The organism is Flavobacterium sp. W21_SRS_FM3 (assembly GCF_052113625.1).
Lineage (GTDB): Bacteria > Bacteroidota > Bacteroidia > Flavobacteriales > Flavobacteriaceae > Flavobacterium.
This window is the reverse complement of sequence record NZ_JBGQOD010000005.1, coordinates 200,360-212,518: the sequence shown is the minus strand read 5'-3', so window position 1 is coordinate 212,518 and position 12,159 is coordinate 200,360. Positions and strand designations below refer to the sequence as shown.

General features: G+C 33.5%; 12 protein-coding genes and 1 riboswitch. All 12 genes read left to right on the top strand.

Going from position 1 to position 12,159, the window contains the following annotated elements:
* Window positions 1-57: 57 nt before the first annotated feature.
* The 12 genes from lpxA to ACEN2K_RS09935 all read left to right on the top strand — a co-directional run bounded on the left by lpxA (window position 58) and on the right by ACEN2K_RS09935 (window position 12,103).
* Window positions 58-843, top strand: coding sequence for an acyl-ACP--UDP-N-acetylglucosamine O-acyltransferase (gene lpxA / locus ACEN2K_RS09990; RefSeq protein WP_441759189.1), 786 nt, complete (start codon window positions 58-60; stop codon window positions 841-843).
* 86 nt (window positions 844-929) lie between these two features.
* Complete coding sequence (gene efp, locus ACEN2K_RS09985) at window positions 930-1,496, top strand: elongation factor P (protein ID WP_441759188.1); 567 nt, start codon at window positions 930-932, stop codon at window positions 1,494-1,496.
* Window positions 1,497-1,504: 8 nt separating this feature from the next.
* Entirely contained in the window at window positions 1,505-2,434 is a 930-nt protein-coding gene (locus ACEN2K_RS09980; RefSeq protein ID WP_441759187.1) for a UDP-3-O-(3-hydroxymyristoyl)glucosamine N-acyltransferase, read from the top strand.
* A 1-nt stretch (window position 2,435) separates the two neighbouring features.
* The gene (locus tag ACEN2K_RS09975; protein WP_441759186.1) at window positions 2,436-2,798 is read left to right on the top strand and encodes a nuclear transport factor 2 family protein; all 363 of its coding nucleotides are present in this window, start codon (window positions 2,436-2,438) and stop codon (window positions 2,796-2,798) included.
* 87 nt (window positions 2,799-2,885) lie between these two features.
* A complete protein-coding gene (gene sucD, locus ACEN2K_RS09970; RefSeq protein WP_441759185.1) occupies window positions 2,886-3,758 on the top strand; it encodes a succinate--CoA ligase subunit alpha in 873 nt (290 codons plus the stop codon).
* Window positions 3,759-3,964: 206 nt separating this feature from the next.
* Window positions 3,965-4,387 (top strand): hypothetical protein, encoded by a 423-nt coding sequence (locus ACEN2K_RS09965; protein ID WP_441759184.1) that lies wholly within the window; start codon window positions 3,965-3,967, stop codon window positions 4,385-4,387.
* 115 nt (window positions 4,388-4,502) lie between these two features.
* Window positions 4,503-4,598: riboswitch (SAM-I-IV-variant riboswitch) on the top strand.
* Window positions 4,599-4,655: 57 nt separating this feature from the next.
* Window positions 4,656-5,978 (top strand): Na+/H+ antiporter NhaC family protein, encoded by a 1,323-nt coding sequence (locus ACEN2K_RS09960; protein WP_441759183.1) that lies wholly within the window; start codon window positions 4,656-4,658, stop codon window positions 5,976-5,978.
* Window positions 5,979-6,187: 209 nt separating this feature from the next.
* On the top strand, window positions 6,188-6,934 hold the full coding sequence (gene fabG / locus ACEN2K_RS09955) for a 3-oxoacyl-[acyl-carrier-protein] reductase (RefSeq protein ID WP_441759182.1): 747 nt from the start codon (window positions 6,188-6,190) through the stop codon (window positions 6,932-6,934).
* A gap of 83 nt (window positions 6,935-7,017) precedes the next feature.
* Entirely contained in the window at window positions 7,018-9,045 is a 2,028-nt protein-coding gene (locus ACEN2K_RS09950) for a hypothetical protein (protein WP_441759181.1), read from the top strand.
* Window positions 9,046-9,062: 17 nt separating this feature from the next.
* A complete protein-coding gene (locus ACEN2K_RS09945) occupies window positions 9,063-9,959 on the top strand; it encodes a LysR substrate-binding domain-containing protein (protein WP_441759180.1) in 897 nt (298 codons plus the stop codon).
* A gap of 75 nt (window positions 9,960-10,034) precedes the next feature.
* Window positions 10,035-11,012 carry a YeiH family protein gene (locus ACEN2K_RS09940; protein ID WP_441759179.1) on the top strand — a complete coding sequence of 326 codons (978 nt, stop codon included), beginning with the start codon at window positions 10,035-10,037 and terminating at the stop codon, window positions 11,010-11,012.
* Window positions 11,013-11,098: 86 nt separating this feature from the next.
* Window positions 11,099-12,103, top strand: coding sequence for a zinc dependent phospholipase C family protein (locus tag ACEN2K_RS09935; protein ID WP_441759178.1), 1,005 nt, complete (start codon window positions 11,099-11,101; stop codon window positions 12,101-12,103).
* Window positions 12,104-12,159: the final 56 nt, after the last annotated feature.

Here is a 12,159-nt window from a genome sequence, read left to right as displayed (position 1 = left end):
TCAGAATAATTATTTTGCGGCTTTTATTCTGAATATAAAAATAATAAAAAAAAGCAGATGAATCAACCATTAGCATATGTTCATCCTGGCGCCAAAATCGCCAAAAATGTAGTTATAGAGCCTTTTACCACTATCCATAATAACGTTGTTATTGGAGATGGAACTTGGATTGGTTCTAATGTTACGATTATGGAAGGTGCAAGAATTGGAAAAAATTGTAATATATTTCCAGGAGCAGTGATCTCTGCAGTTCCACAGGATTTAAAATTTGGTGGAGAAGAATCTTTGGCAATAATTGGTGACAATTGTACCATTAGAGAATGTGTAACTATAAATAGAGGGACAATTGCATCAGGTCAAACGACGTTGGGAAACAATTGTTTAGTTATGGCAACAGCTCACATAGCCCATGATTGCCATATTGGTGATAATGCTATTATTGTAAATGGTGTCGCTTTAGCAGGACATGTAACTGTAGGTAAATATGCAGTTATTGGAGGTTTAGCAGCAATTCATCAGTTTATCCATATTGGTGATCATGCAATGATTTCAGGTGGATCTTTAGTAAGAAAGGATGTTCCACCATTTACTAAGGCAGCTAAAGAACCTTTATCTTACGTGGGAATCAATTCTGTTGGTTTAAGAAGACGAGGATTTACAACAGAGAAGATTAAAGAAATTCAAGATATTTACAGAATTTTGTACCAAAAAAATTATAATACCACTCAAGCAATAGGTATTATTGAAGCAGAAATGGAAGCAACTCCAGAACGTGACGAAATTTTGGATTTTATTCGAAATTCATCACGAGGAGTAATGAAAGGATACACTGGAAATTACTAATAAAGAAGGGTAGTTGTTTATTACTGAGAATTGAATTTCAGTGAAGTAAACAAATCAAAATAAAAACGAATCAAAAAAAGAACAAAATGGCATCTACATCAGATATTAAAAACGGATTGTGTATTAAATACAATAATGATATTTATAAAATCATTGAATTCCTTCATGTGAAACCAGGAAAGGGACCAGCTTTTGTGAGAACTAAACTAAGAAGTCTAAGTAATGGTAAAGTATTGGACAATACTTTTTCTGCTGGTCATAAGATCGAAGAAGTAAGAGTTGAGAATCATAAATTTCAGTATTTATATCCAGAAGGGGATGAATTTCATTTTATGAATACAGAGACATTCGAACAAATATCTTTAAATAAAAACATCTTAGATTCTCCAGATTTATTAAAAGAAGGAGAAAGTGTAATGGTGAGTATTAATACTGAAACTGATTTGCCATTATCAGTTGATATGCCATCTTCTGTTATTTTAGAAGTGACTTATGCTGAGCCAGGAATTAAAGGAAATACAGCTACAAATGCTACAAAATCAGCTACTGTTGAAACTGGGGCTACTGTAAATGTACCTTTATTTATCAATGAAGGAGATAAAATTAAAATAGATACAGCATCTGGGAACTACATGGAGCGTGTTAAAGAGTAATTGACGTTATGAAATTTCCTAAAATTTACTCCTTACATGATATTGCCAGCATCATCTCCTGTGAATATGTTGGTGCTGTTGATTTCCCTGTTTCAGGTATGAATGAAATTCATGTCGTAGAACAAGGAGATATCGTTTTTGTAGATCATCCCAAATATTATGATAAAGCTTTGCAATCAGCAGCAACTATTATTTTAATTAATAAGAAAGTAGATTGTCCTGAAGGAAAAGCCTTGTTAATTTCAGATGATCCTTTTAGGGATTTCAACAAATTAACCCATCATTTTAAACCTTTCCAGTTTTCGAATGTTTCTATTGCGAGTACAGCTACGATAGGAGAGGGGACGGTTATTCAACCTAATGCTTTTATAGGAAACCATGTTACAATAGGTAAGAACTGTTTAATTCATGCTAATGTTGCTATCTATGATCATACGGTGATAGGTGATAATGTCATCATACATGCTGGAACGGTTTTAGGTGCTGATGCATTTTACTACAAAAAAAGAGAATCTGGTTTTGATCAGTTACTTTCTGGTGGTAGAGTGGTTATCAAAGACAATGTTGGTATTGGTGCTTTATGCACAATTGATAAAGGGGTTACTGGTGACACCACCATTGGAGAAGGAACAAAGATTGATAATCAGGTTCATGTAGGTCATGATACTGTAATAGGAAAAAAATGTCTAATTGCTTCTCAAACAGGAATTGCTGGTTGTGTTGTAATTGAAGATGAAGTTACCATCTGGGGCCAAGTAGGAACTACTAGTGGTATCACTATTGGAGCCAAAGCGGTTATTATGGGGCAAACAGGAGTAACTAAATCTGTAGAGGGTGGTAAATCATATTTTGGAACCCCAATCGAAGAATCCAGAGAAAAGTTAAAGCAATTAGCTAATATTAAAAAAATTCCCGAAATTCTAATCAAATTAAAATAGTATGTCTGCAAAAGAAATTATCCAGAGTTTTTACAAATCTGACGCGCTGATCAATAGTGAAGTAATGAAAGATTTTTTGCATGACGAAGTCATGCTGGATTGGAATAGCAGTAAAGGATTTATACAAATGAATTATGATGCCTTACTGGATTTGTCAAATGAATTAAGTAAAGCGTATGTTCGTTCTAAGGTTAGAATTAGTCATATTATCTCTGAAGATGATATGATTACTGTCCGTTATTCTCATTTTGTAAAAACAATTGAAAATCCAAGAGAAGAGATGTTATTGGCACATTTTATAGCAATTTGGCAAATAAAAGACAATAAATTATACCGAGGGTATCAAATGAGTCAATTATCGTAACATATTTTGATAAGAAAACGGCTCAAAATAATTTACAAAACCTTACTTTTGCATCACAATTTTTAAAAATCACATAAAATATATATCATGAGTGTTTTAGTTAATAAAGATTCCAAAATAATTGTTCAAGGATTTACAGGAAGTGAAGGAACTTTCCACGCTTCTCAAATGATTGAGTACGGAACCAATGTTGTTGGTGGTGTAACTCCAGGAAAAGGTGGATCGACTCATTTAGATCGTCCAGTTTTTAATACTGTGAAAGACGCTGTAGACCAAGCTGGTGCTGACACAACTATTATCTTTGTACCACCTGCTTTTGCTGCTGATGCAATTATGGAAGCTGCTGATGCAGGAATTAAAGTAATTATTGCTATTACTGAAGGAATTCCAGTTGCTGACATGATCAAAGCAAACAGCTATGTAAAAGAAAGAAATGCTAGATTAATAGGACCTAACTGTCCTGGTATCATCACTCCAGGTGAAGCTAAAGTTGGTATCATGCCAGGTTTTGTTTTCAAAAAAGGAACAGTAGGTATTGTTTCTAAATCAGGAACATTAACTTATGAGGCTGCTGACCAAGTTGTAAAACAAGGTTTAGGTATCACAACTGCTATTGGTATTGGTGGAGATCCAATTATTGGAACTACAACAAAAGAAGCTGTTGAATTATTAATGAATGACCCAGAGACAGAATGTATCGTTATGATAGGTGAAATAGGTGGTCAATTAGAAGCAGATGCAGCACATTGGATTAAAGCTGATGGTAACCGCAAACCAGTTGTAGGATTTATTGCAGGAGTTACCGCTCCAGCAGGTCGTACAATGGGACATGCTGGTGCTATTGTTGGTGGATCTGACGATACAGCTGAAGCTAAAAAACAAATCATGAGAGAATGTGGTATCCACGTAGTAGATTCTCCAGCTGAAATTGGTAAAAAAGTAAAAGAAGTTTTAGGATAGTGTTCTGTTTTTAACTTATAATACAATTAGCCTCACATTTGTGGGGCTTTTTTATTATAAAACAGAATTAAAGAAATACATTTGCACTTTATTAAAAAAAGTATGTTTTTTAATACTTATAAATAAAATGGTTTCATAAATAATCGACCAATAGTGAATCGAAGTTTTATGTAGCCTTATCCAATTGAAAAAAAAATAGAAATAATATGTACAAAGAATTAGAAAAGTTCACAGTTAGTAATCAATTTTCATTTACTAAAGACGATAGTTTAGAAGAAGTGTGTAATGCTACTGAAGGTAGTGGTGTCTTTTTAGTTTATGCTGTTGCCGACGATAAAGAGTTAATTATGGTGGGTTCTACTGGAACTGTTCAAAATGACGGAACTTTAAAAATTAAAAATGGGGGATTAAAAGACAAGATTGTTGAAGGACACCAATTTGCAAAAACAGGTAGAAAATATTCTTGGCCAGCACAAATGGCAAAAGAAGATATTAGTGTTTTAGAAGTAGTTTGGTACGAAACCTTCAATGACGATTCTAAATCAATTCCTACAGCTGTAGAAGGGCAAGTTTTACAAAACTTCTTAGATGAAAATGGAAGATTACCAAGATGGAATGTGGCTTTTTAATCACCATTTTCAACTTAATACCCTAAAATAAAAAAAAGCTTTACTTCGGTAAGGCTTTTTTTATGGATAAATTTAATTTTTGTTGTGCAACTTATAAAATAATAAGTACTTTTGCAGCCGTTATCACGAATCTCATTATGAGATAGCAACCTGCAACAACGAGCAAGGTGCTAAAACGATAAGCCAATCCTTTGGAAAAAATGTTGTTTTACATTCCCATTTTTAGCTTTTGTTTTTCGTCATGATAATTAATTTTTAAATTATTTTTATGACCACTTTTTCAAAGAAAACCGGTAATCCGTTTGCATTGATTCCGTTATTTGTTTTTATTTTTACATTTTTAGGAGCTGGAATTATTTTGAATGACTTCTATGCATTTCCCTCACCAGTCGCCGTCTTGATTGGTATCATCTCTGCTTTTATATTATACAAATCATCTACGGATGACAAAGTGAGCACGCTGATTGCCGGTTGTGGTGAAAGCAAAATCATGACAATGTGCTTAATTTACCTCTTAGCGGGTGCCTTTGCTGTTGTGAGCAAAGCCATGGGAGGTGTAGATGCTGTGGTGAGTTTAGGTATTAATAATATTGATGTAGCTTATTTTCCATTGGGGATTTTCTTAATAGCTGCATTTTTATCTACTGCTACAGGGACTTCGGTAGGGGCTATAGTGGCTATAGGTCCAATTGCTGTGACTTTGGCAGACAAGAGTGGTGCGTCATTACCTTTAATTGCGGGTGCTTTGCTAGGTGGATCCATGTTTGGAGACAACCTATCAATGATCTCTGATACAACTATTGCTGCCACACAGTCGCTTGGTTGTGAATTGAAGGACAAATTTAAAATTAACTTGTTTATTGCTTTTCCTGCAGCAGTTTTAACTGTGATATTGTTTTTTTACTTGGGTTTAAATTCAGAAATTATTACAGTAGCAATACCTAAAACAAGTTTTGTTTGGATGGCCATCATACCGTACATATTGGTTATTATATTGGCTTTAGTAGGAGTGAATGTTTTTTCGACTTTAATTATAGGAACTCTTTTAGCTGGAATTATAGGATATATAGGAGGTTCATTTACAATAATGGAATTTACCCAAAAGATTTATGAAGGCTTTACCAGTATGACTGAAATCTTTTTATTGTCAATGCTAACAGGTGGTTTAGCTGCATTAGTAGAAAAAGCTGGTGGTATCAATTATTTGCTGCATCAAATTAAAAGGCGCATTAAAAGTAAAAAATCGGCAGAAGCTGGAATTGGCGCTTTGGTGGGTTTTGCAAATCTGGCTATAGCCAATAACACGGTATCGATTGTTATTACTGGTCCTATCGCTAAAGAAATTAATGATGAGTATAATTTAAGTCCTAAAAAGACTGCCGCTATCTTAGATATATTCTCTTGCATTGTGCAGGGAATTTTACCGTATGGAGCACAGGTTTTATTGATTTTGAGTTTTGCGAATGGAAAATTAGACTTCTTTGATTTGATTGGAAACGCTTGGTATCACTTGTTTTTATTTGCTTTTACATTGTTAGCCATTTACAGCTCTCACTGGGATAGATGGGTTAATAAATTTTTTAAAATATAAACTTTAGCCCTACTTATAGGTTAATGAGGTTTGTATTTTTTTTAAAAAAGGAATTATTATATATTTGACAAGTGTAAGATAGCCCTGATAGTAGTGAAAATCCTTTTATAATAGCCATGGCGTTTATAAAAGATTGTAGCGAATAGCAGGAATAGCTCCTGAAAATTAACAGGATAAGTACAAATAAAAAAACAAACTAATTTTATATCATGAAATTACTAGAAGGAAAAGTTGCCATTATTACTGGAGCAAGTCGCGGAATAGGAAAAGGAATTGCAGAAGTTTTTGCAAAACATGGAGCAAATGTTGCTTTTACATACAGTTCATCTGTAGAATCGGCACAGGCGTTAGAAAATGAATTAAATGCTTTAGGAGTTAAAGCAAAAGGATACCAATCTAATGCAGCTGACTTTAATGAAGCGCAAGCTATGGTTGATGCTGTAATTGCTGAGTTTGGTACTGTTGACGTCTTAATAAACAATGCTGGTATAACGAAAGACAACTTGTTAATGCGTATGTCTGAAGAAGATTTTGACAAAGTAATTGATGTCAACTTGAAGTCGGTTTTTAACATGACTAAAGCAATTCAGAGAACTTTCTTGAAGCAACGTGCAGGATCAATCATTAACATGAGCAGTGTTGTAGGTGTCAAAGGAAACGCTGGTCAGACAAATTATGCGGCTTCTAAAGCAGGTGTAATAGGTTTTACAAAATCTGTAGCATTAGAGTTAGGTTCTCGTAATATTCGTTGCAATGCTATTGCACCTGGATTTATTGAGACTGAAATGACTGCTAAATTGAATGATGATGTAGTACAAGGGTGGAGAGACGGCATTCCGTTGAAACGCGGTGGAACTACAGAAGATGTGGCTAATGCTTGTTTGTTTTTAGCTTCAGACATGAGTGCTTATATCACCGGTCAGGTTTTAAATGTAGACGGAGGAATGCTTACTTAGTATTTAATTGAAAGATTAAATAATTCAATTATAGAAAGATTTTTGAACAATTTTTTTAATTTTAAATATTTAATCATAAATAAATGACAACAAACACCATGCTATTAATTGTTCTTTCTTTATTAATAGCAGGTGGTTTGTCTTTTTTTCAATATTACTACCAAGCCAAAAACAAATCTAAATTGAATTTGTTTTTGGCTTTTTTGCGTTTTCTAGCTGTGTTTGGCATTTTATTATTGCTAATAAACCCAGTGATTTCAACAAATACTATAGTAATTACAAGACCAGTTTTGCCTGTTGTTGTAGATAATTCAAGCTCCATCACCACGCTAAAAGGGGATAAAAAAGCTTTGGAAGTATATAATAAGTTGATTTCGAATAGCCAATTGCAAGAAAAATTTGATATACAATCCTATCAAGTGGATAGTGACTTTTTAGTATCGGATAAATTTGATTTTAAGGGTAAGCAAACTAATCTGGATTTGGTTGCCAAAAATCTAAAAGATATTAATAGGAGACTTACTTTTCCAACTATTCTTATTACAGATGGGAACCAAACTACCGGAAATGATTTTGAATATAGTTTTGATGCGTCTAATAAAATATTCCCAATAGTTTTAGGAGATACTACTAAAGTTCTTGATTTGAAAGTCAATCAGATCAATGCTAATAAATATGCTTTTTACAGGAATAAATTTCCCGTAGAAGTATTTTTAGAATATTCTGGCAATAAAACACTTTCGGCAAATTTTACAATTTCACAGGCTAAAACAATTTTGAATAGCCAGCAAATTACATTTTCACCAAGCAAGAGAAACGCTGTTGTGAAAGTAGTACTACCAGCGGATCAAATTGGATCACAGCTGTATACGGTAAAGATAAATAGTGAGGAAAAAGAACAAAATACGTTTAATAACGAGAAGAATTTTGTCGTAGAAGTAATGGATCAAAAAAGTGAAGTTGCTATAATTACAACGCTGAATCATCCTGATATAGGCGCTTTAAAACGCGCTATTGAATCTAACGCACAGCGTAAAATAACTGTTCTTAATCCTAACAATATTAGTGATTTAAAGAAATATACAATACTGATATTATATCAGCCGAATACTTTATTTAAAAAGGTATTTGATCTTAATAAACAGGCTGGTGTTAATACATTTATTATTACTGGAACGCACACTGATTTTTCATTTTTGAATGTACAACAAGACAATTTAGATTTTAAAATGAGTGGTCAAAATGAAGACTATACCGCTTTATTTAATAAACAGTTTAATTTGTTTGCTACTGAAGATATCGATTTTGAAAATTTTCCTCCTTTAGAAAATAAATACGGTAAAGTGACAACAAGAGCTAATGTATCAGTATTGCTTTCTTCAAAAATACGGAATATGGAAACCAATGCACCATTATTAGCTTTTGCTGAAAATCAAAGAAGTAGAAGTGCTTTTTTATTGGGTGAAAACCTCTGGAAATGGCGTGTGCAAAGTCACGCCTCAACAGATTCATTTGAGAAATTTGACTTATTTATTAATAAAACAATTCAATTTTTAGCAAGCAGTACTACAAAAAAGTCTTTAGTGGTTACTCATGAACAATTTTATAATTCCGGGGAAGCTATTGCCTTTTCGGCACAGTATTTTAATAAAAATTATGAGTTTGATGAAAATGCACGTTTGACTATTACTGTCACTAATACAAAAACTAAGCAAACCAAAAATTACGATTTTCTGAAAAGTACTAATGATTACAAAGTTAATTTGGATGGTCTGGCAGCAGGGCATTACAGCTTTACTGTGAGGGAGCTCAATTCAAAAACTGCATACAGTAACCAGTTTGAAATCCTAGATTTTGATATAGAAAAGCAATTTATTAATCCTGATGTTGCAAAACTCCTAAGAGTAGCTAATCAAACGAGTGGAACTTTATTTTTTCCAGATCAAGTTGATCAATTAATAGATTCGTTATTAAAAGACGAAAGTTACAAAGCAGTTCAAAAAACAAATGTTTCTCGTTCCCCTTTAATTGAATGGTATCGGTTATTAGTTTTAATAGCTGTTTTTCTGTCTGCAGAATGGTTTATAAGAAAATACAACGGATTGCTGTAAAAATGTAAAATACAATTATGGATTTTAGACTAAAAGTATTTTTGACTGTTGCCAACAGACTGAGTTTTACCAAAGCTGCGGCTGAACTATTTATAACGCAGCCCGCCGTCTCCAAACACATACAGGAATTAGAAGAAGAGTACAAAATTAAATTATTTGATAGGAAAGCTAATAAAATAGTACTGACTGAGGCGGGAATTTTATTACTGCAACACTCCAACCGAATTTTTGAAATTTACCGCGACATTGATTTTGACATGAGTGCGCTGATACAGGAGCAACGCGGTTTGCTGAGAATAGGAGCAAGTACCACTATTTCTCAATATATTATTCCCACTATTTTAGCACAGTTTCATCAAAAACTACAAGATGTCAAAGTTAATTTGCGAAATGGTAATACGGAACAAATTGAAAAAGCCTTATTAGATAAAGAAATCGAAATAGGTATTGTTGAAGGACAGTCTAAAAATCAAGCCATTAAATACATCCCGTTTTTGAAAGACGAATTGGTTTTGGTGTGTAAGTCTAACCATGACTTGGTTTCTAAAAGCGAAATTACAAAAGAAGACTTGTTAGCAATGCAGTTCTTAATGCGAGAACAAGGTTCGGGAACATTAGAAGTTATCGAATATGGTCTAAAATCCCTGAATATTTCATTAGCTCAGTTAAAAACTGAAATGCAATTAGGTAGTACAGAGAGTATAAAATCATACCTGCTCAACTCTAATTGTGTTGCCTTTATTTCGATACATGCGATTGAAAAAGAACTAAAAAATAAAGAATTACAGATACTAGATGTAAAAAATTTAATTATAGAGCGCAATTTTTATGTCATAAGTTTACACGGCAAGGCTGATGCACTGTCAGAACTATTTCTAAAAAACCTATTTAATCATTATAACTTGAAGTTATGAGGGATCGCTTTTTGGAATTAGCTAAAACCTTTTTATAATGAGAATTTTGTAAAGTAATCACTCACTTACTTTACATTGAAACAACAACAAACAGTTATTAAGTTTTTAGCGTTATCCAATTCTGGCTTAACCAACACCTTACAAATTTTTATTTTTGTAACCTTAGTGTCGATATGTGTATCTGGAACAGTTAGCCCCCCCATTGCTTTACTACTGGGATTATTAATTGCTAATGTGACCGGACATCCATTTTTAAAATACAATCACAAAGCAGTTCAGATATTACTGCAAGTTGCTGTTGTTGGTTTAGGTTTTGGAATGAATGCTACAGCTGCCTTTTCAGCTGGTAGATCAGGTTTTCTATTTCCATTTGTATCAATAAGTAGCACTTTAATTTTAGGCACTATTTTAACGAAATGGCTGAATGTAGATAAAAAAATTGGACATCTAATTTCTTGCGGTACTGCCATTTGTGGTGGAAGTGCTATTGCAGCTATCGCACCGGTTATTAAAACAGATGAGAAGCAAACTTCAATAGCTTTAGGGGTAATATTTATACTTAACTCAGTCGCTTTATTCCTATTTCCAGTTCTAGGACATTGGTTAGAGATGAGTCAACAAGAATTTGGACTGTGGTGCGCTATTGCAATTCACGATACGAGTTCAGTTGTTGGCGCTGCTAACAAATACGGACCAGAAGCGCTACAAATAGCTACTACGGTAAAATTAGCGAGAGCCTTGTGGATTATTCCCATTGCATTAATTAGTGCACGTCTCTTTAAAAATAAGGCTAGCAAAATCAAAATTCCCTATTTCATAGGATTTTTTATTCTAGCGATGTTGCTAAACACTTATGTAGCTCAAACAGCTTTTGTAGCTCCGTTTATAGTGGGTTTAGCAAAAATAGGTCTTAGCCTGACATTATTTTTAATAGGAGCAGGTTTGAATCTGAACGTTATTAAATCAGTAGGTTGTAAACCTTTGATGCAGGGCGTGGTACTATGGAGCTTCATATCGGTTCTTAGTTTGATAGGAATTCTTTTATTTATCTAAATTGTTAAATTTTAGCAAACACAAAATTAATTTCTTTGAGTTATGTTTAAAAAAAATACATTTGTAGTTCTTAAAAATAGATATAAATGAAAAATAGTAACTTGAAACGCACTACAATATTGATTAGTGCAATTGTAGTTGGTTTCCTAACACTTTCATGGGGAATTGTTGGACATGAAAGAATTAACAAAGCAGCTGTAATGGCATTGCCAAAACCTATGCAGGTGTTTTTTTACAATCACATTGATTTTATAACGCAAGAATCAACAGTTCCTGATTTAAGAAAATATATTTTACAAGATAGAGCAGAGAATCCAAGACATTATTTTGATATGGAGAACTTTGGTGCTGTGGATAGTTTTCCAAAGACTATGGCTGAAGCCAAAAAGAAGTACGATGATAAATTCCTGTCTAAAAATGGTACTTTACCTTGGCATATTCAGGATATGATGGCTAAACTAACACAAGCTTTTAAAGATAAAAGAAAATCAGAAATTCTATTTATTGCTGCAGAACTTGGTCATTATATAGGAGATGCACACATGCCATTACATACCTCAGACAATCATGACGGACAACTTACAGACCAAAAAGGAATTCACTCTTTATGGGAAAGTAGATTGCCTGAGTTGTTTGTGAAAAATTATAAGTTTACGGTTTCTCCGGCACATTATTATGAGAATGTGGATCAAGCTACTTGGGATATGATTCATGATACTCACAGCTTAGTTCCTGCATTATTAGCCGCTGACAAAGGGTTAAGAACATCATTGGCTACAAATCAAATTTTTGTTACAGATGCTTCGGGTGCTATTGTTAAAAACAAGTACAATGGTGTAAGATATACAGATGAATACGCTGGAAAGTTCCATACAGCTTTGAACGGAATGGTAGAAAGCCAAATGAAAAAAGCAGTGACTGCTACAGCTAGCTTTTGGTATACGGCTTGGGTAAATGCAGGAAAACCAGATTTGAGTAATTTAGATGCTCAAGCGTTGACAAAACGCAATTGCAAAGCCTTAAAGAAAGACAACAAGCTTTTCAAAAAAGGAGATCTCTTCGGAATTGCAAGTGATAAAGACGCTGAATAAGCTAACCTTATTTTATATAAAAAAAGCCTGTGAGTTTATTCACAGGCTTTTTTTTA